The organism is Rothia sp. 27098_8_161, from assembly GCF_041432905.1.
In the GTDB taxonomy this organism is placed as follows: domain Bacteria; phylum Actinomycetota; class Actinomycetes; order Actinomycetales; family Micrococcaceae; genus Rothia.
The window spans coordinates 40,126-64,520 of the sequence record NZ_JAPWAL010000004.1; the positions used below are offsets into that span (position 1 = coordinate 40,126).

Annotated in this window: 19 protein-coding genes; 1 reads left to right on the top strand and 18 read right to left on the bottom strand. The window is 59.4% G+C overall.

Annotation, left to right across the window (positions count from 1 at the left end):
- Positions 1–198 precede the first annotated feature (198 nt).
- From recA to dapB, 10 genes are all read right to left on the bottom strand, one after another.
- A complete protein-coding gene (gene recA / locus O3648_RS02450) occupies positions 199–1,305 on the bottom strand; it encodes a recombinase RecA (RefSeq protein WP_279742153.1) in 1,107 nt (368 codons plus the stop codon).
- Positions 1,306–1,708: 403 nt separating this feature from the next.
- Complete coding sequence (locus O3648_RS02455) at positions 1,709–1,966, bottom strand: DUF3046 domain-containing protein (RefSeq protein WP_279742152.1); 258 nt, start codon at positions 1,964–1,966, stop codon at positions 1,709–1,711.
- Positions 1,967–2,074: 108 nt separating this feature from the next.
- Positions 2,075–2,482 carry a helix-turn-helix domain-containing protein gene (locus tag O3648_RS02460; RefSeq protein ID WP_005507109.1) on the bottom strand — a complete coding sequence of 136 codons (408 nt, stop codon included), beginning with the start codon at positions 2,480–2,482 and terminating at the stop codon, positions 2,075–2,077.
- 288 nt (positions 2,483–2,770) lie between these two features.
- Positions 2,771–3,343, bottom strand: a complete 573-nt coding sequence (locus O3648_RS02465) for a CinA family protein (protein ID WP_371568217.1) — start codon at positions 3,341–3,343, stop codon at positions 2,771–2,773.
- Between the two features lie 105 nt (positions 3,344–3,448).
- On the bottom strand, positions 3,449–4,096 hold the full coding sequence (pgsA, locus tag O3648_RS02470) for a CDP-diacylglycerol--glycerol-3-phosphate 3-phosphatidyltransferase (protein ID WP_279754385.1): 648 nt from the start codon (positions 4,094–4,096) through the stop codon (positions 3,449–3,451).
- A 187-nt stretch (positions 4,097–4,283) separates the two neighbouring features.
- Complete coding sequence (locus O3648_RS02475) at positions 4,284–7,463, bottom strand: DNA translocase FtsK 4TM domain-containing protein (protein WP_371568219.1); 3,180 nt, start codon at positions 7,461–7,463, stop codon at positions 4,284–4,286.
- Positions 7,464–7,713: 250 nt separating this feature from the next.
- The gene (locus O3648_RS02480; RefSeq protein WP_279754382.1) at positions 7,714–9,429 is read right to left on the bottom strand and encodes a ribonuclease J; all 1,716 of its coding nucleotides are present in this window, start codon (positions 9,427–9,429) and stop codon (positions 7,714–7,716) included.
- Positions 9,430–9,821: 392 nt separating this feature from the next.
- The gene (gene dapA, locus O3648_RS02485) at positions 9,822–10,757 is read right to left on the bottom strand and encodes a 4-hydroxy-tetrahydrodipicolinate synthase (protein WP_279789213.1); all 936 of its coding nucleotides are present in this window, start codon (positions 10,755–10,757) and stop codon (positions 9,822–9,824) included.
- Between the two features lie 207 nt (positions 10,758–10,964).
- Positions 10,965–11,633: a hypothetical protein gene (locus tag O3648_RS02490; protein ID WP_279789211.1), complete on the bottom strand. Its 669-nt coding sequence runs from the start codon at positions 11,631–11,633 to the stop codon at positions 10,965–10,967.
- 9 nt (positions 11,634–11,642) lie between these two features.
- On the bottom strand, positions 11,643–12,413 hold the full coding sequence (gene dapB, locus O3648_RS02495; RefSeq protein ID WP_279789209.1) for a 4-hydroxy-tetrahydrodipicolinate reductase: 771 nt from the start codon (positions 12,411–12,413) through the stop codon (positions 11,643–11,645).
- A gap of 248 nt (positions 12,414–12,661) precedes the next feature.
- Here dapB and O3648_RS02500 point away from each other — a divergent pair, with 248 nt between their 5' ends.
- Positions 12,662–14,608, top strand: coding sequence for an acyltransferase family protein (locus O3648_RS02500; protein ID WP_279754380.1), 1,947 nt, complete (start codon positions 12,662–12,664; stop codon positions 14,606–14,608).
- A gap of 209 nt (positions 14,609–14,817) precedes the next feature.
- Here the strand turns inward: O3648_RS02500 and O3648_RS02505 are convergent, their stop codons facing one another.
- From O3648_RS02505 to O3648_RS02540, 8 genes are all read right to left on the bottom strand, one after another.
- Positions 14,818–16,149: a M16 family metallopeptidase gene (locus tag O3648_RS02505; protein WP_371568223.1), complete on the bottom strand. Its 1,332-nt coding sequence runs from the start codon at positions 16,147–16,149 to the stop codon at positions 14,818–14,820.
- Between the two features lie 200 nt (positions 16,150–16,349).
- Positions 16,350–18,569 carry a polyribonucleotide nucleotidyltransferase gene (locus O3648_RS02510; protein WP_279742056.1) on the bottom strand — a complete coding sequence of 740 codons (2,220 nt, stop codon included), beginning with the start codon at positions 18,567–18,569 and terminating at the stop codon, positions 16,350–16,352.
- Between the two features lie 406 nt (positions 18,570–18,975).
- Positions 18,976–19,245 carry a 30S ribosomal protein S15 gene (gene rpsO / locus O3648_RS02515; protein WP_005507098.1) on the bottom strand — a complete coding sequence of 90 codons (270 nt, stop codon included), beginning with the start codon at positions 19,243–19,245 and terminating at the stop codon, positions 18,976–18,978.
- Between the two features lie 288 nt (positions 19,246–19,533).
- Positions 19,534–20,934: an amino acid permease gene (locus O3648_RS02520; protein ID WP_371568226.1), complete on the bottom strand. Its 1,401-nt coding sequence runs from the start codon at positions 20,932–20,934 to the stop codon at positions 19,534–19,536.
- 269 nt (positions 20,935–21,203) lie between these two features.
- On the bottom strand, positions 21,204–21,542 hold the full coding sequence (locus O3648_RS02525; RefSeq protein ID WP_279742053.1) for a hypothetical protein: 339 nt from the start codon (positions 21,540–21,542) through the stop codon (positions 21,204–21,206).
- 220 nt (positions 21,543–21,762) lie between these two features.
- A complete protein-coding gene (gene mtnN, locus O3648_RS02530; protein ID WP_279742052.1) occupies positions 21,763–22,656 on the bottom strand; it encodes a 5'-methylthioadenosine/S-adenosylhomocysteine nucleosidase in 894 nt (297 codons plus the stop codon).
- Positions 22,656–23,114 (bottom strand): S-ribosylhomocysteine lyase, encoded by a 459-nt coding sequence (locus O3648_RS02535; protein WP_279754378.1) that lies wholly within the window; start codon positions 23,112–23,114, stop codon positions 22,656–22,658. Before O3648_RS02535 ends, mtnN begins: the two co-directional genes overlap by 1 nt.
- A gap of 238 nt (positions 23,115–23,352) precedes the next feature.
- Positions 23,353–24,357, bottom strand: a complete 1,005-nt coding sequence (locus tag O3648_RS02540; RefSeq protein WP_279742049.1) for a bifunctional riboflavin kinase/FAD synthetase — start codon at positions 24,355–24,357, stop codon at positions 23,353–23,355.
- Between the last annotated feature and the right edge of the window lie 38 nt (positions 24,358–24,395).

Below are 24,395 nucleotides of genomic sequence, written 5' to 3' on the forward strand. Positions count from 1 at the left end.
GGATCGTTTATTGACGGGTCGCTGTTGACCCGTGCACCAGACTATACGGCGCTCCCCCATTGTAACGAGGCGCTGTCTCGGCACCCCCGATACTCTCTTTAAAGCACTCTCCGTTAACGACAGATTGCCGTGCACCGTGCGGAATGCACAGCACACGGCAATCAGTCGTGGCGTTAGCAAGAAGCTACGCGGGCCGGTTTAGAAGTCCTCAGCCAGCTCGTCCAGCGGGTCGTTACCCTCGGATTCAGAAGCAACTGCCTGCTCTTCAGCTTCTTCCTCAATGATGCCCAGCTTCACCAGAACCTTGTACTGCAGTTCCTCGGTGAGCTCGGGGTTGTCCTTGAGCAGCTTACGAACGTTCTCACGGCCCTGACCCAGCTGCTCACCATCGTAGGTGAACCATGCGCCGGACTTCTTGACGATGTCGTTCTCCACCGCCAGGTCCAGGATGCCACCCTCAACGGAGATGCCCTCACCGTAGAGGATGTCGAACTCAGCCTGCTTGAAGGGCGGAGCCATCTTATTCTTCACAATCTTGGCGCGGGTGCGGTTACCGATCGGGTTAGCGCCGTCCTTGAGGGTCTCAATGCGGCGGATGTCGATACGGACCGAAGCGTAGAACTTCAGTGCCTTACCACCGGTGGTAGTTTCGGGAGAGCCGAAGAAGACACCAATCTTCTCACGCAGCTGGTTGATGAAGATTGCGGTGGTGCCGGTTGCGGAGAGGCGGCCGGTAATCTTACGCAGAGCCTGGCTCATGAGGCGAGCCTGCAGGCCCACGTGGGAGTCACCCATGTCACCTTCAATTTCGGCGCGGGGTACCAGTGCTGCAACGGAGTCGACGACCACGATATCAACGGCGCCGGAACCAACCAGCATGTCCATGATCTCCAGTGCCTGCTCGCCGGTGTCGGGCTGAGAGACCAGCAGCTGGTCGATGTCCACACCCAGCTTAGCCGCGTAGATCGGATCCAGTGCGTGCTCGGCGTCGATGAACGCCGCCACGCCGCCTGCCTTCTGAACGTTCGCTACAGCGTGCAGTGCAACGGTGGTCTTACCAGAGGACTCGGGACCGTAAATCTCGATGACGCGGCCACGGGGCAGGCCGCCAATACCCAGAGCTGCATCCAGAGCGATAGCGCCGGTGGAGATCACCTCAGTCTTGGTGATTTCCTTATCACCCAAGCGCATGACCGCGCCCTTGCCGTAATTCTTATCGATCTGTGCCATCACGGCTTCAAGTGCCTTGGCGCGACCCTCTTCGGGAACGCGAGCTACGCTCTGAGACTTGGTGTTCTTAGCCACGGTAGTACCTCGTTCTTTGTGTTGTCAGTGGTTGACGGGAGTAATGTTTCTTCGGAATCGGTGGGACTCGTAATCGAGACCTCGAAGGTTTTGGCCTACCGGTTCCTTCTGAGACTACTCTAGGGTCACAGCCTGACAGGATAAGGCCATTTTTTAAAATCTGTGGAAAACTTTGAAGACTTTTCCAAAAAATTCCTGATGTGGAAAAGTCTAGCATGAGTCGAACAAAATTACGACCCGGTTTCGAATAAATCGGATAGGGTTTCGGCATATATTTTCGAAAAACCCGGATTCTCGGCTAATTATTCGAAAATACTTCCCGCACAGGCGCCAGCACTCGAACAATTGCCAGGGAACAGCTGGTAGGCACCGCACAGGCGCTAGAACACGCCAGGCTCACTACCTAGCGCAACGGCTCCTTATCGGGACCCAGGCGGCGTTCCTGCGGAATCTCCTGCTCCTCACAAATCGCAAGCCACACATCCTTCGGGTTAACGCCCTGATCCAGCGCCTCCGCAGCGGTCACATGACCCAACGACCCCAGCACCAAGTCACGCGCCAGCACCGGAGCATACCCGGCACCGAACTCATACTCCATACACACCCAAAACTCGCTCAGCTTCACAAGCGCTCCTTCCTCTTCACCGCTAGTTTGCTTCATAATTCGTCACATCGCCCGAGAATAAACTGAGAATAAGCGATGCCGCACACCACCTTACGGGGATGCACGGCATCGCTTCACATTTAGCGCGGCATGTGCCGCCTTGCGTTACTTCGAGAGAATGTAGTAATCGCTCTTGTACTGCTCAGACATCTCAGCCGGAACAGTATCCGGAATCTGAACACCCTCGAGAACTGCCATACGATCAGCAACCTCACGCAACATCTGGGACATCGGAATATCCAGAGCCTGGCAAATCCATGCCAGCAGTTCGGAGGAAGCTTCCTTCTGACCGCGCTCAACTTCGCTCAGGTAACCGAGGGAAACACGGGCACGCTGGGAAACCTCGCGCAGGGTGCGACCCTGACGCTGGCGAACATCGCGAAGAACCTCACCGATTGCCTGTCGCAGGGGAACAACCTTAGCTTCCTCAACGACCGGGGCGACCTGTCGGGGGGTCTCCTCGATTTCCTTCCACTTAGTAATGCCATTAATCGATACACGCTGCTTAGCCATGAGCTTCTATATCACTTTCCTGAGTAGGTATTCCCGACGCGCGGGACTGTACAGAATAAGCCTAACTGATTTTTGGAGCGTGAGCTAGGTGCCCCGCCACTTTCGTCTTCTTCTTACGGCTTGTATCTATTCAAACAGACGAACCTATGCCTTTATTCCTGCGGAGCTGAAAGAACCCTGTGAATATATTTGAACCGTAAAATTTTTTCTCAGGTAGGCGCTGCACAGATGATTACACAGCCATTCCAGGCGCCACACAGCACAGTCTAGCCGAGTCGCTACGCCAGCTCATTCTCCAGAACCCCCACCAGCACCACCGCGCACCGCACGCGCCAGCAGAGCAATCGCATCCGCGCTCGCCGCCTCACGAATCTGCGCCCGATCCCCCGAATAGTGCCGCTCAAACACCTCAGAACCGGACGGAGAACACACACCAATATAGACCGTACCCACCGTCTGACCATCCGCAGGATCAGGACCGGCAACACCCGTGGTCGACACCGCATAATCAGCACCGCACACACGCGCCGCACCGACCGCCATCTGCACCGCCACCGCAGGATGCACCGCCCCCTCACGCGCCAGCAGCTGAGCATCCACACCCAACACCTGAGCCTTCACCTCGTAGGCATAGGAAATCACTCCGCCACGGTAATACGCGGATGCGCCCGGCACCGTACAAATCGCGCCGCCCACATCCCCGCCGGTCAGCGACTCAGCCGTTGCCACCAGCACCGGCCCCTCCTGGGAGGCACGCAACCGCACCGCATCACGGAGCAGCAGAGCCGCCGCCTCCGGGGTACCGGAGAAAACCTCAGCAGGATCAAGGGACGGAGCATCTTCAAGTATGAGGGGAACCATTATTCTCTCCTTTCAGCGGCGAACCGCCGACCAAAACCTCACGCGGCACACAACGCACCGCAGGTACAGCGAAGGGGAGCAGCACACGCCACTCCCCCCTCGCCTCTAATGACCGCCGCCCTGGGAGGCCTGAGCCTGCAACCAGTTACGACGCAAAATATACGCATCACGCACATACACCAGGCCGGTCCACACGGTAATCGCGGTGACCGCGCCCATCAGAATCCAACCAGGAATCAGCCACCCAAGACCCAGCTGACCCAGCGGCAGAAGCATCAGCACCAGCGCCACCGTCTGTAGCACGGTCTTAATCTTGCCGCCCTTGCTAGCGGCCATCACACCGTACTTAATGATGAACAGACGCATGATTGTAATGCCCCACTCGCGCAGCAGAATCACAATCGTGACCCACCACCACAGCTCACCCAGCGTCGACAGCACAATAAACGCCGCGCCGGTGAGGAACTTATCGGCAATCGGGTCAGCAATCTTGCCGAAGCTCGTAATCAGATTACGCGAGCGCGCCAGATAGCCGTCCGCCCAGTCCGTGAGCATGGCAAGAATGAAAATAATCCACGCCAACCAGCGGTGCATCGAATCTGCGGCACCAAAAGTACCACCCGTAACCAGGGCAACAATGAAGAAAGGAACCGCAATAATACGCAGAACCGTCAACACATTCGGTACATTCCAGTTCGAAGGCTTCGCTGCGCTGACCGCACCTGCGGGTGCGGAATTGCGAGCTTCACTCATAACGGCTCCTTACGGGTAGATCGCTTTCGACGGTGAGAGACCGCGTACGCGCCGACACCTAAACGTATCGGGGATACGCAAACACCCCCGTACCATCCATTATACGTGTGCCGTAGCAGACATCACGGGGACAATGCGGGGTGCATGTCGCGGGTTCACTCAGCTGAGTGGGCAGGGCGCTGGAGGACTAGCGGCCAGTCAGCTGCCAGGCGTCCTCTGAACCCTCATCATCGGGCTCATCGAAATAGTCGGTGACCGCTTCACCCGGGTCCACCGCATTCGCGTACGGGTCGGCAGCCGGAGGCTCCTCACCGCGAATACGTGCCAGGGTCACCTGCAGGTCATCCGGGCGGATCAGCACCTCACGTGCCTTCGAGCCCTCCGAGGGGCCCACCACGCCCTGCGATTCCAGCAGGTCCATGATACGGCCAGCCTTCGCGAAGCCCATGCGCAGCTTACGCTGCAGCATCGAGGTCGAACCGAATTGGGTCGTAATCACAATCTCCGCCGCCTGTAACAGATCGTCGAGGTCATCGCCAATTTCCTCATCAATCTGCTTCTTCGCGGCAGAGACCATCACGTCCTCACGGTAGATGGTCGGCGCCTGTTGCTTCACGTGCTCAACCACTGCGTGAATCTCAGACTCAGACACCCACGCACCCTGAACACGCATCGGCTTCGAGGCACCCATTGGCAGGAAGAGTGCGTCACCCTGACCGATCAGTTTCTCGGCGCCGGGCTGATCCAGCACCACGCGAGAGTCCGTCACCGAGGAGGTCGCAAACGCCATACGAGACGGAACGTTCGCCTTAATCAGACCGGTCACCACATCCACCGACGGACGCTGGGTTGCCAGCACCAGGTGAATACCCGCCGCACGCGCCAGCTGCGTAATACGAACAATCGCTTCTTCCACGTCACGCGGAGCGACCATCATCAGGTCGGCGAGCTCGTCAACAATCACCAGCAGGTACGGGTACTCGTGCACCGTGCGCTTACTACCGGGATCGGGCTGAACCTTACCCTCACGCACCGCCTTATTGAAGTCGTCCACGTGCTTATAGCCGTAATGGGCGAGGTCATCGTAGCGGGCGTCCATCTCACGAACCACCCACTGAAGAGCCTCAGCTGCCTTCTTCGGGTTCGTAATGATGGGCGTAATCAGATGCGGAATGCCCTCGTAGGCGGTGAGCTCCACACGCTTCGGGTCGACCATCACCAGGCGCACCTGGTCCGGGGTTGAACGCATCAGAATCGAGGTAATCATCGAGTTCACAAACGAAGACTTACCGGCACCGGTCGCACCAGCGACCAGCATATGCGGCATCTTTGCGAGGTTGGCCAGCACGAAGCCGCCCTCAACGTCCTTACCCACACCCATGACCATCGGGTGGTGGTTCGCATGAGCCTGTGAGGAACGCAGCACGTCACCCAGCGCAACGGTCTCACGGTCCGTATTCGGAATCTCAATACCAATAGCAGACTTACCCGGAATCGGGGACAGAATACGAACATCCGGGCTCGCCACAGCGTACGCAATATTCTTGCTCAGCGCGGTCACACGCTCCACCTTCGTGGCGGGACCCAGTTCAATCTCATAGCGGGTCACGGTCGGGCCGCGCGAGAAGCCGGTGACCTGCGCATCCACCTTGAACTGCTCCAGCACATTCGTCAGAGCCTCAACCACATGCTCGTTGACCTCGGAAGATTCCTTGGCGGGAGGACCAGCAACCAGTAACTCCTCCGAGGGCAGCACATAGGTGCCGCGGGAGGACTGCACAACCTGCTCGCCGCGCGCCTGCTCGGTGGTTGCCACCTGAGTATTGTTCTGCAGCGGGCGGGATGCGCCAGCCTCAGGCGCTCGCGAAGCCGCGGGAGCCACGTTCTTCGGATGCGCACCCGGCGAGTGCATGCGGGTCGGAATCGGAGGCTGAGCCGCGGGGGCAACAGGAGCCTGGGGTGCAGAAACCGGGGCCGCCGACCGTGCTGCAGGCTGTGCAGAGTTAACTACCTGGTGGTGCTTCGTCTGCGGTGCAGCTTCCTCAGAAGCGCCGAAGCCATCGTATGCTTCAACGTCAAAGAGGGGCTCCTCGCCAGGAATACGGTTCACGCGGCCATTCGCCACGGCGGCACGCTGCACCTGGTCCAGGCGGGCTGCGGGTGCATCCGATGCCTCAACATCGAAGAGGTCCGGGCTGCTCGAATACGCACTGTTCTGCGCAGAAGTACCCTGCGCAGCCGGTGCCTGGTTGAGGCGGCCCGGCAGACGGGACAGGCGGTTCGGCTTAGCCGCCGGGCGCGCCTGCTGAGCGGATCCCTGTGCAGAGTCCACGGGCTGTACCGGCATCTGCGTGGTCTCCGGGTGAGTCTCATCCACCACGGCGCTCACGAATGCTTCATCACCGGCGTACTCGTCCAGGGAAGAATCCGTCGACGCAGCGGGAGCAATGCCCAACCAACCGCGCAGACGAGCGAACAGGCCGCCAGACTTCGGAGCCGTACGTGCCGGCTTCTCATCCTCGTACAGGTAGCTACGGTCGTGCTCCTCAGCGTTCAGATTCACGGTCTGAGTTGCATCCGAAGGGCTGTCCTTCACGGAGGTTCGAGTCGTGCCGTTGGGCTTCTCACCCAGAGCCAGACCGACCATGTGCAGGGTACGCGGCACCACCTGACGAATCGGAGTATTCGTCAGAACCATCAGACCGGCAATACCCAGCAGCAGATGAATCAGAATCTCAACGAACGCAATACCGCCGCTCACACGCACAATGGGGGTGCCCAGCAGAACGCCAGCCACGCCTCCACCAGCCCAGACGGCGTCAAAACCATCCGCGAAGGTCGGGTGACCCGCATGGCGGGCAAAGAACAGGGAGGTCGCCACCAGTATAATGAAGGAGCCCACCGCCACGCGGTTATTACGTTTAATGAGGTCAGGTCCACGGAAAATGCACCACGCCATGATAAGGCAGAACACCGGAATCAGCAGGGCACCCTGACCGAAAATACCGCCCAGCATGGTGTGCCAGGCATCCAGCGGCGCTCGCAACAAACCGAGGGAGGTATGGGAACGCCAGTTGTACCACTCCACCCCTGCGCTAATCATGCCAAACAGCAGGATGGTGAGCGCGCCACCGTCACGGCGGTCTTCGGGCGCAAGGTCGGTGCGCACCGCACCAATGGAGCGGAAGAGCCCACCGATAGCGTGAGCTATACTCAGCCAGACGGAGGAGATAGCGCCCGCTACAGGGTTCGCTGTGTTGGCACCGCGCTGGGCGCCGCCTCGGGAGGTGGTGCGCTTGCGGGTGGTCTTTTTAGTGTTTGCTTTAGTAGAGGTCGTGTTACGACCCTTCGTGGTCCGTGGAGCCATACCTTTTAGGGTATCAACCTTCCCGTTAATGTACCGATTCTTTCGTTATCAGTGAGCTAAAAAGTGCACCTCGCCCGGCGCCTATGTGGGCATTGATAGGGCGCTGATAAGGCGCTTCTCCCCCTCCCCACTGCGTTCGCTTTCGCGTAGCTTTCGCGCATACGTTCTGCAGATACACAGCAGGCGGAGCCGACACAACGTATCGACCCCGCCTTTTCGCTATGACAGGCAGCTAGCCTCGCGCAGAGTATTAGTTCTTCGCGGCCTTCGAGGTGTTCTCAACAACCACGGGAACAATCATGGGCTTGCGGCGCAGACGGCGAGAAATCCAGGCGCCGATGGTGCGGCGCACAATCTGCTGCAGCTGCTGCACGGTGTGCACCTTCTCCGGTGCGCGGTGCAGAGCATCCTCCAGAGCGGCAGTAATCTTCGGAACAATCTCGTCAAAGACCGAGTCGTCCTCAGCGATACCGCGAGCATGAATATCCGGGCCGGTCACCACGCGCTTAGTTGCGCGGTCAATGACGGTCACAATGGACACGAAGCCCTCTTCGCCCAGGATGCGGCGGTCCTTCAGATCGCTCTCGGTGACCTCACCGACAGAGCGGCCGTCAACGTACAGGTACTCGCAGGGAACCTCGCCCACCACAGAGGCCACGCCATCGCGCAAATCCACGACGGTGCCGGACTCGCAGAGCAGCACGCTCTTCTTCGGAACACCGGTCTCCATCGCCAGGTCGCCGCTGGCAATCAGGTGGCGAACCTCACCGTGAACCGGCATAACGTTCTTCGGCTTGAGAATGTTGTAGCAGTACAGCAGCTCACCCGCAGCAGCGTGACCGGAAACGTGAACCTTCGCATTGCCCTTGTGCACCACGTTAGCTCCCAGCTTCATGAGGGCGTTAATGATGCGGAAGACGCTGGTCTCGTTACCGGGAATCAACGAGGATGCGAGCACCACGGTATCGCCAGGCTCAATTTGAATCTTGTGGTCACCGTTCGCCATGCGCGACAGTGCCGCCATCGGCTCGCCCTGCGAACCGGTGCACATCATCACGATCTGGTCGGGGCGATAGTCATCGACCTTCTTCAAGTCCACCAGCACGTTCGCGGGAACCTTCAGGTAGCCCAGCTTCTCAGCAATGGTCATGTTACGCACCATGGAGCGGCCCACGAGCACGACCTTACGGCCACGCTCAGCGGCTGCATCCAGCACCTGCTGCACTCGGTGAACGTGCGAGGAAAAGGACGCCACAATAATGCGACCGCTTGCGTCACGGAAAACGTTCGATAGCACCGGACCGATATGCTTCTCGGTCGGGGTGAAGCCGGGAACCTCAGCGTTGGTGGAGTCCGGCAGGAACAGGTCCACGCCCTCCTCGCCCAGGCGGGCGAAGTGGCGCAGGTCGGTGATACGGCCATCCAGCGGCAGCTGGTCCATCTTGAAGTCACCGGTGTGCAGGACCTTACCCGCCTGGGTGCGGATGTAGACAGCCAGCGCATCCGGAATCGAGTGGTTCACGGCAACGAACTCACACTCAAACGGGCCGAAACGCTCCACCTGGTGCTCCTTCACCGCGAGGGTGTAGGGCTTGATGCGGTGCTCGGCGAGCTTCGCCTCAACCAGCGCCAGGGTCAGTTCGGAACCAACCAGGGGGATATCGGGGCGGCGGCGTAGCAGGTAGGGAACCGCGCCAATATGGTCCTCGTGGCCGTGGGTCAGAACCATGGCAACGACGTCGTCCAGACGGTCAACAATGTAGCTGAAGTCGGGCAGGATTAGGTCCACGCCGGGCTGGGACTCTTCGGGGAAGAGCACGCCACAGTCAACAATCAGCAGCTTGCCGTTAATTTCGTACACGGTCATATTACGACCGACTTCGCCCAAACCGCCCAGGGGCACCACGCGCAGGGTGTCCTTCTTCAGGCGGGGCGGGAGGGGAAGATTCGCTTCAAAGACGCTCATCGTGTGTCTCCTCTTTCTTCTATGTTTTCTTGTGATGTCTGTGATTCGTAGGCGATGCTTCGTACCGCAAGCACTCCAGCGGGTTCGGCTCTCACGTGCCGAGGCTGCGGAAGTGCTGCCGGTGCGTCCAAATCACCGAAAGTATTAAAAGTATTGGGGACGTACTGCACGGGTGCCTCTGCCTAAGTTAAGTCCCTGCCTGAGTGGGGACCGAATCATTGGGCAGTAAACCGCGGCAATACGTCAGAGCGGACCCCTCACCCATTGCTAGGTGTGGAGTCCGCGTCCGTTGGCTATATCATGCCCCCCCCCGAAGGCGGGGTATGACGGTAGCCAAAATCCTCTATATATGCGCTCCCCGCACTATTGCGTGATTGGGCAGGCATCAAAGTTTAGGAGTTCTTCAGGGTGTGAGCGATACTCGAGGAGAGCAGGTCAGCTCGCATCGCCTGGGCAACATCCGGTTCGGAGAGTACGTGCGGCAGGCGAACGACAGGCTGGTCCAGTACACCCTGCCAGGAAAGAATTTCCTTGGCGGCAACGCAACCGGGGGCACGTCCCATGGTCGCTCGGACAATCGGAGTCAGTTCCAGGTGAAGACGCTGCGCTTCCACCAGATCCTGTGCAACGACAGCATCAATCAGGGCACGGAAGAGTGCGGGTGCCACATGTGCGGTCACCGAAACAAGGCCGACGGCACCCGTTGCCATCCAGGGAAGGGTCAGTCCGTCGTCGCCGCTGTAGTAGTGCAGGTCGGTGGTTGCCATGACTTCGGTTGCGGCACCGAAGTCTGCCTTGGCGTCTTTCACCGCTACAATACTATCAATTTCTGCCAGGCGATGGTAGGTTTCGGGTGCGATGGGGATGCCCGCACGACCCGGAATATCGTAAAGCATGACGGGGGTCTCAGTTGCCTTCGCAACGGTCGCAAAATGAGCGTAGACACCCGGCTGAGTCGGCTTGTTGTAGTACGGAGTCACGACCAGCAGGCCGTCCACACCAACCTTTTCGGCGCGGTGCGCCAGCTCAATAGTATGCGCGGTATCGTTCGAACCAACACCGGCAATAATCTTTGCTCGAGAACCAACAGTGTCCTTCACGATTTGGAAGACGCGCTCGTTTTCGTCATCGGTCATGGTGGAGTATTCGCCGGTGGTGCCGCAGACCACCAGGCCATCGTGGCCATTCTCCACAAGGTAGCTCGCCAGGTCTGCGACCTGCTTTTCGTCAACGGAGCCGTCCTTCGCGAAGGGGGTTACCATTGCGGTCAGAAGGCGACCGAAGACTGGTTCAACAAAAGTGCCGGGATTCGAAAGGTTCTCAGACATATGTCCAGAGTACGCCCGAACTGCAGATTTTTGCCACAGAGCGCATAAGTTTTCATATCTGTTCTACTATTCGGACTCTTTCAAACCCACGGTACTTTCGCGAAGGTTCACCCGCAGGGGCTATGAAACCGGGCGCGAAGCCTCAGCGTTATCAACCACACATCAAAAAAAATATGCGGCATTGAGAATGAATCACCGCGGCTACGCCTAGTGAATAGCCTTCGCCTGACGGCCCGAACGCAATGCCCACGCGTTACGCATTGCCGCACGGGCACGCTTGCGCTCACCACCCGCATCGTACATGCACGACAAGTTGAACCACGCCTTCCAGTTATTCGGCTCCTGCTCCACCGCCTCCGCGAAGCTCTCAAACTCCGCAGCCGCAGCCTCACGGTCCACACGGCCGGAGGGGGTGCGCGGCAGGTTATCCTCCACCAGCTCGTTCGAAGCCGCCAATTCCCGAGCCATACGCTGAATACGGGCGCCGAAAAGCACCTCACGCACCAGCGCCCACGCGCCCAGAATCGGCAGCAAAATCATACCCGCACCAAGCACAATGCCAGCCACCGAACCGGAAGCCAGCATCACAAAGCCCTGTTGCGCAATATGCGCCAAATACAGGGTCAGTAGGGCGCAAGTCATTGCCGCGAAGGTCTTACCCCAACCGCCGGCATCCACCGCAACGAAGACGGCGCTAAAAATCAGTACGCCCAAAATCAAAGCACGCACCGTCAGCGGCAGCGGCAGAATCAGCACAGTCAGCACCATCAGCGCACAGGCGCAGACAGCCCACAAACGCAGGGAAGTCCACCAGGGGCCACGGCTACGCGCCTCAGACGGAGCCGACGAAACCTCGTGTGAAGTCTGTTCAGACAATACTCTCTCCTAGGACAAATCCATGTAGGCGTCCAAGCCCACGCTCAAACCGGGATACGCCGCCACCTCACGCACACCCAACAGCACGCCGGGCATAAAGGAGGCACGGTCAAAGGAATCATGACGAATCACGAGCTGCTGACCGGGGTCTCCCAGCAGAATCTCCTGGTGCGCCACCATGCCGCGCAGACGCACCGCGTGTACGTGAATATCGTCGACCACTGCGCCACGCGAGCCCAAAGGATCGGAAGTGGTGGCATCGGGGCTTACACCCACGCCAGCCTCCGTACGGGCAGCAGCCACCTTGCGGGCAGTATGCACAGCGGTACCGGAGGGGGCGTCCACCTTATTCGGGTGGTGAATCTCAATAATTTCTACAGATTCGAAGTAGCGTGCCGCTTTCGCCGCAAACTCGGTGGCGAGGATCGAACCAATCGCGAAGTTCGGGGCGATGAGCACACCCACCTCGGTGTGCTCAGCCAGTAGCGCTCTCAGGGACTCCAGGCGTTCGGGGGTCCAACCGGTCGTACCAACCACAGCGTGCATACCATGCTCCACCGCGAAGCGCACATTTGCTTCGCTGGATTCAGGAACGGTCAGGTCAATAACAATCTCTGCGCCGGCATCGACCAGCTCCTGCAGGTCGTCGCCGCGGCCCAGCGCCGCCACCAGGTCCATGTCTGCGGAGGTGTTGACGGCACGCACCGCCTCGGAACCCATGCGGCCCGCAGCACCGAGTACCGCTACCTTCCAGATTTTTTCATCAACCTCGTGGGTCATGATTCTCTCCTCCGTAACTTGTTGGCGCCCCGACGATGGGGGTTGTGACGTACAGCCTCTATTATCCCCTCTGTGGGCACGGTGCACGCCATCGCACACACAGGGTGAGATACCCTGCGGAACCTCAGCAGTATAAAAACGAAGTATTATGTGCGTCATATACGGGTATTTATATGTCATCTAAAGGGAACAAACATATAATTAGCAAGTATTTCTATAATTTCCGTCCTACGGAGTACACAAACAGTATGAAGTCCCTCTTTACCTCCTCCGTGCGTCCAGATGAGGCTAACCGGCGTTATATTCTGCCGGGTTTGGACGGCCTGCGAGCAATCGCTGTGCTCCTCGTGATGGTGTACCACTTCTGGCCCACCGTACTACCCGGCGGCATGATCGGCGTAGATATTTTCTTCGTCATCTCCGGTTTCCTGATTACTTCCCTGCTTCTACGTGAAGGTACACTCACCGGCAAAATTGCCCTGGGTAGCTTCTGGATTCGCCGTGCCCGCCGACTGCTTCCCGCCATTGCCCTGCTGATTCTGGTCATGGGACCGGTCAGCCTGCTCGTTGGCGGCGATATTCAGGTGAACCTGGGTCGACAACTTGCCGGTGCGGCGACCTTCTCGTCCAACTGGATTTCCATTTTTTCCGGTAACGACTACTTCGCGCAGACTTCCCCGGAGCTTTTCACGAACTTCTGGTCCCTGGCAGTGGAAGAACAGTTCTACGTGGTCTGGCCCCTGCTGATTGTTAGCGCTGGCATACTGTTGCGCCGTTCATGGCGTCGTTTCAGCGTGGTCATGGTGCTTGGTATTATTGCATCGCTGAGCACTGCCACCGCACTGCTGATGTCCGGCTCCCCCATTAGCCGCATCTACTACGGCACTGACACTCACCTCTACGGTCTGCTACTCGGCGCCCTGCTGGCGTTCGCTCGCCCCTGGTCCCTGTATCCCCCGCTACAGCAGTCCGTACTGTACCGCGTAGCTCAGCCCTTCGGTCTGGTCGCTTTCGCCCGCGTCATGATTAGCTGGTTATCCCTATTCGCGCTGATTCCCTACGCAATTCTGGTTCCTGAGTCTGCACCCGGAGCGATTCCCTGGGGTCTGTTCGGTGCCTCCCTGTTGGCGCTGGGCGTAATTCAGGGTATGTTACCCGATATGCTTGCTGGCGCCTCCGAAATGTTGCGCCGCCTACTGAACTTCGCTCCCCTACGCTGGGTGGGCGAGCGCTCCTACGGCCTGTATCTGTGGCATTGGCCGCTTGCTGTAGTGATGCATTATGTGCTGGGCGCGGATCGCTCCCCGCTGGTGAACGCGGGCGTTTTTGTTGCGACCTTCGTTATTGCAGAGATGTCGTACCGCTGGGTTGAGACCCCGATTCGCCGCTACGGTTTCCGAGGTAGTGCTAACCGTGTGGTGGCGGCCTTCCAGTCCTCGCGCACTAAGTTCCTGCCGGTTTCGGTCGCCCTTGCGGCTGTCGTGGCGGCTGCTTCAACCGGTCTGGCGGTATACACCGCTCCGGCAATGACTACCGCCCAGCAGTCCGTTGAGGATGGCAAGCGTGCCGCCGTTGAGCGTCTGAAGGCACGTCAGGAGGCGCAGGCTGCGAGCGCATCAGCAAGCGCAAGCGCTACGGGTAAGGATACAAAGGCTTCCGCAAGCCCCTCAGCTTCGAAGGAAGCGACCGGTTCCGTGAACTCTTCACAGGTGACTATTGTGGGTGACTCCATTGTGGTGGCAGTATCCCCCGAGCTGTACGACAAGATGCCCGAAGCATCCATCGATGCGGCGGAGGGACGCACCATCGCCAAGGCTCTGCCGATTATTAAGTCCATGGGAGCCAGCGGCCAAATCCGTAAGACCTTCGTGCTGTCGGTGACCGCGAACTCGACCATTCTGGACGGTCAGCTCGACGAGGTTCTGGCGGCTATGCCCGCCGATTCTAAACTGGTGCTGGTCACCGGTTACGGCCCGCGCAACCTAACCTGGATTGACTACTCGAACGGTAAGATTCACGAGTTTGCGGCTCAGCATTCTAATCGTGTGATTATTGCGGATTGGAACTCTGCGATTCGCCAGGCTCTGCAAACTCAGAATGGTCTTCTCACCTCCGATGGTGTTCATCCGGAGGCAGCCGGCCAGGAACTCTACGCTCAAGTGCTGATGGAGGCTATCGCCAAGGCACAGAAGTAGCGTGCAGAAGTAGCCCTCAGAGGTAGTGTTCTGGGGTAGCTTTTCGATTCTGCCGCTCATGCTGAGCGTCAAGAGCATGGACGGCAGAGTGCCCCGGAAGCACTTCTCGGAAACGCCTCTGCAATAGGACCGATACAAACCAAATGCCCGTTCCCTCCCCGCTTTAGTGGGGTGTGGAAACGGGCATTCTATGCCGTAAGCATTGAGCGTTAGCGCACGATGGTGGTAATCATCTGCTGCTGCCCCAGGTACGCCGCCAGGTCGCGCACCTCCTCCAGAGAGACCGCACGGATCTTCTCCAGCAGTTCATCGGTGCTGGTGAACAGACCCGAGTCCAGCTCGGCGCGGCCCAGGCGGGACATGCGCGAACCCGAATCCTCGCTACCGAGCACGGTGGAACCAGCCAGCTGGCCGCGGACCTTCGTCAGCTCCTCTTCGGTAATACCGGCGGTGGCGAGCTTATCGAACTCGTAGCCCATGACCCCGCGCACCTGCTCGGTCTTAGCGGGTAGGCAGCCTGCGTACATGCCGAAGTAGCCGGCGTCCGAGTACGCACCGGAGAACGCAAACGTGCTGTATGCCAGACCGCGCTTCTCACGAATCTCCTGGAACAGACGCGAGGACATACCCGCACCGAACGCGCTGGTCAGTACGCTCATCGCGTAGCGGCGGTCATCCCCGGCAATAATGCTCGGGCAGCCCATCACAATGTTGGTCTGTTCGAAGCCTTTCTCCACCTCACGCAGCTCGCTCAGCGGAACAATGCCGCTGTCGGTACGTACGCGACGCGGTGCCGGTGCCACACCCTCCTGTAGGTTCCAGCCGTAGCGGGTCAGTGCCTCCAGCACGAGGCGGACCATAGTGCTGTGTTCCAGCGAACCGGCGGCAGAAATAACCAGGCGGTCCGGGGTGTAGTAGCGCTTGTAGTGCTCCCACACGGCGTCACGCGGCACCTCGGTAATCTCCAGCGGGGTACCGCCAATGGGTCGGCCCAGCGGGTTCTCACCCATGAGCTGCTCCACAAAGTTTTCGAAAGCAACGTCGGTCGGGTCGTCCTGGTCCATGGCGATCTCTTCGAGGATCACACCGCGTTCCTGCTCAAGATGAGCCGGATCCAGCAGGGCGTTGGTGACCATATCGGTGATGACGTCCACCGCCATGGGCGCGTCATCGTCGAGCACACGCGCGTAGTAGCAGGTGTGTTCCTTAGCGGTCAGCGCATTGGATTCACCGCCTACCGCATCGAAAGATGATGCGATGTCCAGGGCGGTGCGGGTGCCGGTGCCTTTGAACAGCAGGTGCTCCAGGAAGTGGGTGGAACCAAGCATGCCGGGGGCTTCGTCTCGGGAGCCGACTCCGACCCAGAATCCGATAGATACGCCGCGGGTACCGGGCATTTTTTCGGTAATCACGCGTACGCCACCGGGCAGGATGGAGCGGCGCACCTCGTTACCGCCTACACCCTCGTAGATGAGGCGGCCATGCTCGTAGTTGAGCTCTTCGGCAATGGCCTCAAGCTCGACGGGTAGGGAAATAGACATAGAGAGAAGAACCTTTCAACAGGTACATCTGAAGGTAAGCATTTCTGTCCCACTACCTGTAGGCAGTCCCACAGTTGGTGGGGCGGGTGAGCGTCAAAAGATGCAGGACAAGCACAGCGAAGGGGCGCCCGGTGCATCCGGCGGGGAATGAACCGCACCGGGTGCGCCGAACGCCCCTCATCACTTAGCGGGGGTTACGACTACTCGTCGTCGCCACCCTCAACGACCGGTGCCAGCGAGAGCTTGCCGCGGTCATCAATCTTGGTGATCTCCACCTGGACCTTCTGGCCCACGGAGACAACGTCCTCAGCGTCAACAACGCGCTTGCCGCCGTTGAGCTTACGCATCTCGGAGATGTGCAGCAGGCCGTCCTTACCGGGGGTCAGGGAGATGAACGCGCCGAAGTCGGTCACCTTCACCACGGTACCCAGGTAGCGTTCGCCCACCTCGGGAACCTGCGGGTTAGCGATAGCGTTCACCGCCGCACGGGCAGCCTCGGCGGAGGGGCCGTCAGCTGCACCGATGTACACGGTGCCGTCGTCCTCAATGGAGATGTCTGCGCCGGTGTCTTCCTGGATCTGGTTGATCATCTTACCCTTGGGGCCGATGACCTCACCGATCTTGGCAACCGGGATCTTCACGGAAATAATGCGCGGTGCGAACTCGCTCATCTCATCCGGTGCGTCAATCGCGCTGACGAGCACCTCGAGGATGTGCAGGCGAGCCTCACGTGCCTGAGTCAGTGCGCCAGCGAGCACGGATGCGGGGATACCATCGAGCTTGGTGTCCAGCTGGATAGCGGTCACGAACTCGGAGGTACCTGCAACCTTGAAGTCCATATCGCCCAGTGCGTCTTCCGCACCGAGGATGTCGGTCAGGGCTGCGTAGCGGGTCTCGCCGTCAACCTCGTCAGAGACCAGACCCATTGCAATACCTGCAACGGGTGCGCGCAGCGGCACACCGGCGTTCAGCAGGGACAGGGTCGATGCGCAAACCGAACCCATGGAGGTCGAGCCATTGGAGCCCAGAGCCTCAGAGACCTGACGGATTGCGTAGGGGAACTCATCGCGGGAGGGCAGCACCGGGGTGATTGCACGCTCTGCGAGTGCACCGTGGCCGATTTCGCGGCGCTTGGGCGAACCCACACGGCCGGTCTCACCGGTGGAGTACGGCGGGAAGTTGTAGTGGTGGATGTAGCGCTTGGACTTGACCGGGTGCAGGGAGTCCAGCTGCTGCTCCATCTTGAGCATGTTCAGGGTGGTGATACCCATAATCTGGGTTTCGCCGCGCTCGAAGAGAGCGGAACCGTGAACGCGGGGCAGGATTTCAACCTCAGCGGTGAGCTGGCGGATGTCGGTCAGGCCGCGGCCGTCAATACGGACCTGCTCGGTGAGGATGCGCTGGCGAACCACGTGCTTGGTCAGGGCAGCAAATGCTACGGAGACCTCGTTGGAGCGCTCTTCGAATTCCTTGCCTTCGCCGGTGAGAGCTTCCATGAGCTCTTCCTGCAGCTCGGCGGCGGCTGCTTCGCGTTCCTGCTTGCCAGCGATGGAGTACACCTCTGCCAGGCGGTCTGCTGCGAATGCCTCAACTGCTGCGTCGACGTCCTCACCGTGGCCGCCGAAGAAGGGCAGTTCAAGGGCGGGCTTACCTGCGCGAGCCACCAGGTCAGCCTGTGCCTTGCACAGTGCTGCGATGAAGGGCTTAGCTGCTTCCAGACCCTCTGCCACGATCTCTTCGGTGGGGGCGGTCTGGCCGTCTTCCTTGATGAGCTTCCAGGAGTTGTCGGTTGCTTCCGCCTCAACCATCATGATTGCGACGTCTTCGGTACCGTCAGCCTTGGTGACGATACGGCCTGCAACAGCCATGTCGAAGACAGCGTTTTCCAGCTGGGAGTACTTGGGGAAGCAGACCCACTGACCGTCAATCAGTGCCATGCGCACGCCACCGATGGGGCCGTTGAACGGCGCACCGGACAGGGAGGTCGATGCGGATGCAGCGTTAATTGCGAAAGTGTTGTAGATTTCGTCCGGCTCATAGGTCAGGACAGTAACAACAACCTGCACCTCGTTGCGGATGCCCTTAGTGAAGGCGGGGCGCAGCGGGCGGTCAATCAGGCGTGCAGCCAGGATTGCTTCGGTGCTGGGGCGGCCTTCGCGGCGGAAGTACGATGCGGGGATCTTGCCGCCTGCATACATGCGCTCTTCCACGTCCACGGTCAGCGGGAAGAAGTCGAAGCCCTCACGGGGAGACTTGCCGATTGCGGTTGCGGAGAGCAGGGTGGTCTCGTCATCGATGGTGACGAGGACAGAACCAGCAGCCTGCTTTGCGAGGCGGCCAGTTTCAAAGCGCACGTGGCGCTTACCGTGAATGCCGTTGTCGATTTCGACTTCAGCAAACTTGATTTCGGGACCTTCCACGGTTCCTTCTTTCTTCTTGGCAGGCCGTACGGTGCACGAGTCGGCCTTCGATAGGAAACCACGGCACCTCTCCCCTACCTTTTCGTGTGCGCGACGCGTGTCAGCAAGGTTGTGGGGTGGTGTTGTTCCGTAATTCGCTACCGAGGACCGCGGCGTGTGTGCCGGCACGGCCTTCTGTTCTTTCTTTCAGGTGGGACAGCATCTTCTCACGATTACTCGCTGTGGATTCTAGCATTGGAATCTAACACTGAAATCTAGCGAGTAGAAGATGCGCCCCTCAACGCGGCAGTACGGACGCGCTGGCGCTACCCGCCTCCGTGATGGAGGGTTGGTAGTGCTGACAGCACGTCCGCACACACCGCCTCAAGGCGATTAATCACCACAAAAGCGTCAAGACGCTCCTGTTTTATCGGCGCAGACCCAGGCGCTCGATCAGCGAACGGTAACGCTCGATGTCGACGCTCTTCAGGTAGCCGAGCATGTTGCGGCGACGACCAACGAGGATCATCAGGCCACGACGGGAGTGGTGATCGTGCTTGTGGAACTTCAGGTGCTCGGTCAGGTCGGCGATACGACGAGACAGAACTGCAATCTGAACCTCGGGCGAACCGGTGTCGCCCTCGTGGGTTGCGTATTCCTTGATGATTGCCTGCTTGACAGCGGGATCCAGTGCCACTTTTAACTCCTAGAGTTAGTACCGCATACGTCCCGTACGGACGGTTGCCGCCGGGTGGTGGGCTTACGCCCTGTACTACACGTCGTCTACTGCGGACTGCAGACGCGTTCTTCCCATTCTACGCTACCGGGGCACTTTCGTGGAAGGGTGAGCAGAAGCCCGGCGGCAGGTAGCTCATCACACTACCAGTCGCCGGGCTTCACAGCCTGGTTCTCACGCAGGGTTCGTGTACCGGGCTTGACGTTGAGAATTCAGTGTTTATGCTTCTGCTCTTTGTGCTTCTCTTCTCTACGCTTCAGCGCGAGCGCGGACCACCACGAGGCGATAGTAGCCCAGCAGGAACAGGCACCAGATTGCGCCCATCACCAGCGCCAGCTGGGTATCGGCGAAGCAGCCGAAGAGCACCACGATAAAGATCATGAACGCCAACGTCAGGTAGCTCAGCCACAGAGGCTGGCGTACCGGCTGCACCTTGGTATCAGCACCACTGCGCTTGAACGCGATGTGCGCCAGCAAAATCATAACCCACACGAATACGGTCGCGAAGGTTGCCAGGGAGGCGACCACCTCGAACGCATTCTCGAAGAGCACGTTCACGATCACACCGACCGCCATGACCAGCACCATGATGATGGTGGTCATCCAGGGCGCACCATTTTTGGTGACCTTCGCGAAGGAGGCCGGTGCCAGGTTCTGCTTCGCCAAACCGTACATCATGCGGCCGGCACCGTACACGTCCGCGTTCAGCGCAGAGATTGCGGCGGTAATGATGACCACGTTCAGAATCGAAGCAGCAGCCGGAATACCCAGTCCCTCAAAGATCTGCACGAACGGCGAGTTTGCCTTCGTCACTGAGTACCAGGGGTACAGGGACATGATGACCGACAGGGTCAGAATGTAGAAGATGAGGATGCGGAACGGCACCGTGCGAATCGCCTTGGGAATTGAGGTGCCCGGGTCCTTCGCCTCACCGGCGGCAATACCGATGTTCTCAATACCGCCGAAAGCAAACATCACCACGGTAAAGCAGGCAAGGAAGCCGGTAAATCCGTTCGCGAAAAAGCCACCCTCAAGCGACCAGAGGTTCGTGACCGATGGTGCCACCGAATCATGCACCTGCACGCCGACGAAAAGTAGGGCGATACCGCCAACAATCATGGCGATAATGGCGGTGACTTTCACGAGGGTGAACCAGAATTCGGTCTCGCCGAATGCCTTGACCTTCGCCAGGTTAATGGCGAGCAGAATCAGCAGGACAGAGACAATCCAAATCCAGGAGGGGCTGTTCGGGAACCAGAACTTCATGTACACGGCAAAGGCGGTGACGTCCGCAATGGCGACCAGCGCCATTTCCAGGGCGTAGGTCCAGCCGGTCACGAAACCAGCCCAGCGTCCGAGGTATCGGGTGGCGTATTCGGAGAATGCTCCGGAGACCGGGTGCGCCAGGGCAAGTTCGCCCATTGCGCGCATCACCATGAACACTGCCGCGCCGCCAATAACGTAGGCAAGCAGCACGGAGGGGCCCGCCAGCTGAATGGCGGATGCCGAGCCGTAGAACAGGCCGGTGCCGATGGCGGAGCCGAGGGCGATGAACATGATATGGCGCAGGGAGAGTCCACGCGCTAACTGCGGGCTCTCGGGGGCTACTGCTCCCTGCTGTACCGGGGATGAGTCCGGAGTGGTATTCATCTTCTTCTTTTCCTTTACCTCGTGGGGTGTACCCGCTTATGGCGGGGAAACGTATCGGGCGGTGCTGAGCTTGCCTGTGCTATAGCAGTTCGCAGGTGGTCTAGCGCGGCACCGACTGGTTCACTCCCCATCGAGTGATGGGGCGTTGCCAGAAGGTGTTGTCTTCGCGCGTCGCCCCGACGCATCCGCTCCCAGCCTGCACGGCGGGAGGGAACGCAAAAGACGGCGGGAAGGCAACGTTGCCTTTCCGCCGTCTTTTTTGTCAAAGACTACTTCTGTCGCTTACGTCCAATGACGATAGAACACAGAGCGGTTACAGCAGTCACAGTGTAGACTGCAGGCCACGCGCCAAGCTTCTTGGCGAGCGGATGAGCGGCGCCGAACGCTCCGAGGTAGAGAGCGGTGAGGAAGGTGGCACGGCCTGCGCCAGCCTTACGCTTCCAATTCTTGTAAGCCACGGCACCACACAGTGCCAGGACAGCGCCACCGAGCGGGCGGACGCCAGTGCTAGATGCAACCTTGTAGCCACCGAGCAGACCGGTGACGGAGGCGAGAGTCGGGCAGAACTTCACGACGGACTCCTCTGTGAGATCGGATAGTTTCCACATTCATAGTACTCCACGACACACAGAATGTATATTCACCACGATTAATATTTCTGCATTTATCACGGATTGGGTGCATCAAAGAGCCGGGCAACAGAAAGACTGAGGTAAAAAAGACCGGGGCGCAAACCCATTAGGCTCACGCCCCGGCACTTCTCAATGCGAGCTCACATCCCGACGCATACTCTAAAAGATTTAGAGTTTTAGTTTCAGAGATTTAGCTTTAGAGAGCCAGATCCAGCGCCTCCAGCTGCGCTTCGGTCCACAGCTCAGCAGCCAGCTGCAGAGCGTAACGAGCCGAACGAGGAGCCACGACATCCACGGAGAGGTGGAAGTCCTGGTCAGCCTCCGGGCCGCACAGATCAGACACGCAACGCACACCGATAAACGGAATCTCGTAGTTGTGGCAGACCTGCGCAATAGCGGTGGTCTCCATGTCGGTGCTGATGGCACCCTCGAATGCTTCGCGGGTGTCTTTCACGTTGTGGGCGGTCACGAAGGAGTTACCCGCCAGCATCTGGCCGCGGCGTACCTCCCACGCGCTCTCAGACTGCTCACGCACCGGCTCCAGTGCGGCGAGCGCATGCTCCAGAGCATCCTGCCACTCGTCCGCCTGACCGTCGTAGCTTTCGGGCATGCCGGGAACCTGGCCGCGTGCGTAACCGAACGCAGTCGCGTCGGCATCAGTATAAGTGTAGTTCTCGCCAATCAGCACATCGCCCACGTTAATGCCGCGAGCCAAACCGCCGGCGGTACCTGCGCTAATGACGCCCAGGCAATTCGAGGAGTAGCTGATTGCCTCGGTGACGGCACTCGCCGCGTTCACCAGACCAATCTTGGAGCGAACCAGCAGCAGCGGAACCTGGTCCTCGCCCACCTGCAGGTAGCGCGGGTGGAATACCGCCGCGCCCTCGGTGAAGGAGGGCTGCAGCTCCTCGGTCATCTTCAGGAAAGGCGCGAGCTCCTCATCCATAGCCACCTGAATAATAATGGCGTTGGACATGCCGTCCATCAGCTCAAACATGCTGTTGAACGCCTCAGCCGGGTCGAAAGCATTCGGATCAAAGTCCACCGGGTTGAAGGCGGATGCGAAAGCGTCGGGAATCTGTGCACTCATTACGCCATCACCTGCGCCCACTCATCGCGTGCCGCGAGAAACTCTCGAGCCGCAACTTGCGCACCTTCGAGGGTGTGGTTGGCGCCCCAACCGCACTGCACCTCGTTCGCTGCCGGAACCTCGGTCGCATTGAGGATATCGTTGAGGGTTGCTTCCAGGATGGGGAAGAACTCCTCGGGCTCCAGGCCCAGGGTCAGCGCGTAGAAACCGGTCTGGCAACCCATCGGGGAGAAGTCAATCAGACGGTCGGTGTGGTTGCGCATATGTTCGGCACTCAGGTGCTCGATGGAGTGTACGGTGGGCATTTCCAGGTGCGCGGTGTTCGGCTGGGTGAAGCGGATATCGTACTTGATGAGGGTGTCGCCACCGGGCAGGACCTTGCGGTCTGCGATACGCACGTAGGGTGCTGCTACCGCGCGGTGGTCGAGGTTGAAGGATTCGACGTTCATTTTTTCCATGACTCTATCTTCTCTTAAAACCGGGGCGACTAAAACAGGGATACCTCGCGGGCGACACAGGACGTAAAGGCTGACAACGCAGGATGTTTCACGGGCGGCGCAGCAGGTCAGGCGCGGAAAGATACCCAGTCCGGTGCACAAAAGCCCCGGCGCCAGATCCAAAAATCTGCCGCCGGGGCTACAAGCTGTTATCGCAGGGGCATGAGCGCAGGACGCCGCTCATAGATGAGCAGTGGGGCTACTTTACTTCCGCCTGCACCGGGCACTCCGGCGGGCAGTAACTTCTAACGTCCTCAGCCAGCACCTCGCGGGTCTGCACCACATCATCATTAATCTGCTCAATCAGCGCCTCAACACCGGTGTACGCCACCATGGGGCGCAGACGCTTCACGAACTCAATCAGCACATGCTGACCGTACAGGTTGAAATCCTCCACGCGTTCCTCGGGGCGGTCAATCACGTGCGCCTCAACCTGGCGGTGCTCAATACCGTCAAAGGTCGGGTTTGTACCCACCGAAATAGCGGAGGGGTGACGGTTACCCGCCTCATCCACCAGCCAGCCGGCGTACACGCCATCGGCGGGAATCAATCCGCGCGCCTCAAACTCAAGGTTCGCAGTCGGGAAACCCAACTCGCGGCCGCGCGCCAGACCGTGCACGACCTCGCCAGCCATCATATGGTGCCGGCCCAACAGCTCGGTGGCAGCAGGCATATCGCCCTCCAGCAGTAGCTGACGAATGCGGGTCGAAGAGCAGCGGGTGTTCTCATCCACCATCAGATCCTCAACGACAACCACCTCAAAGCCGTACTTCTCGCCCAACTCACGCATGGTGTTCAGGTCGCCCGAGTTGTTGTTACCAAAGCGCACGTCGTCACCGATGACCACGAAACGCGCATTCAGCGCATCCACGAAGGTGGACTTCACGAACTCTTCGGGGGTCTGCGAAGCGAACTCCAAATTGTAGTTCAACAGCAGGTAGTCGTTCAGACCCAGCAGGCACATAAAGTAGCGGCGCGAGCCCTGGCCCATAATGTCGTGGTGGGTTACCTCGGGACGGTGCACCTGCATCGGGTGCGGGTCAAAAGAGACCGCGATAGAGCTCAAACCCTGCTCTTCAGCAAGGGAGACCACGCGCGAAATCACGCGGGCATGTCCACGGTGCACGCCGTCAAAATTGCCGATGGTCACGACCGAGGGGCCGTAGCCGGCGGGGACCTCGCTCAAAGCGGTGTAGAGGGTCACGGGCTCTCCTGAAAAAGATAAATGTACCTAACCATCCT

Bases quoted from the DNA above. Each gene is read 5' to 3' on its own strand.
- O3648_RS02520 (WP_371568226.1), bottom strand. From the start codon at position 20,934: ATGAATACCACTCCGGACTCATCCCCGGTACAGCAGGGAGCAGTAGCC.
- dapA (WP_279789213.1), bottom strand. From the start codon at position 10,757: ATGTCTGAGAACCTTTCGAATCCCGGCACTTTTGTTGAACCAGTCTTC.
- O3648_RS02525 (WP_279742053.1), bottom strand. From the start codon at position 21,542: ATGTGGAAACTATCCGATCTCACAGAGGAGTCCGTCGTGAAGTTCTGC.
- O3648_RS02500 (WP_279754380.1), top strand. From the start codon at position 12,662: ATGAAGTCCCTCTTTACCTCCTCCGTGCGTCCAGATGAGGCTAACCGG.
- O3648_RS02505 (WP_371568223.1), bottom strand. From the start codon at position 16,149: ATGTCTATTTCCCTACCCGTCGAGCTTGAGGCCATTGCCGAAGAGCTC.
- O3648_RS02460 (WP_005507109.1), bottom strand. From the start codon at position 2,482: ATGGCTAAGCAGCGTGTATCGATTAATGGCATTACTAAGTGGAAGGAA.
- O3648_RS02475 (WP_371568219.1), bottom strand. From the start codon at position 7,463: ATGGCTCCACGGACCACGAAGGGTCGTAACACGACCTCTACTAAAGCA.
- O3648_RS02465 (WP_371568217.1), bottom strand. From the start codon at position 3,343: ATGGTTCCCCTCATACTTGAAGATGCTCCGTCCCTTGATCCTGCTGAG.
- dapB (WP_279789209.1), bottom strand. From the start codon at position 12,413: ATGACCCACGAGGTTGATGAAAAAATCTGGAAGGTAGCGGTACTCGGT.
- O3648_RS02535 (WP_279754378.1), bottom strand. From the start codon at position 23,114: ATGGAAAAAATGAACGTCGAATCCTTCAACCTCGACCACCGCGCGGTA.
- mtnN (WP_279742052.1), bottom strand. From the start codon at position 22,656: ATGAGTGCACAGATTCCCGACGCTTTCGCATCCGCCTTCAACCCGGTG.
- O3648_RS02480 (WP_279754382.1), bottom strand. From the start codon at position 9,429: ATGAGCGTCTTTGAAGCGAATCTTCCCCTCCCGCCCCGCCTGAAGAAG.
- pgsA (WP_279754385.1), bottom strand. From the start codon at position 4,096: ATGAGTGAAGCTCGCAATTCCGCACCCGCAGGTGCGGTCAGCGCAGCG.
- O3648_RS02455 (WP_279742152.1), bottom strand. From the start codon at position 1,966: ATGAAGCAAACTAGCGGTGAAGAGGAAGGAGCGCTTGTGAAGCTGAGC.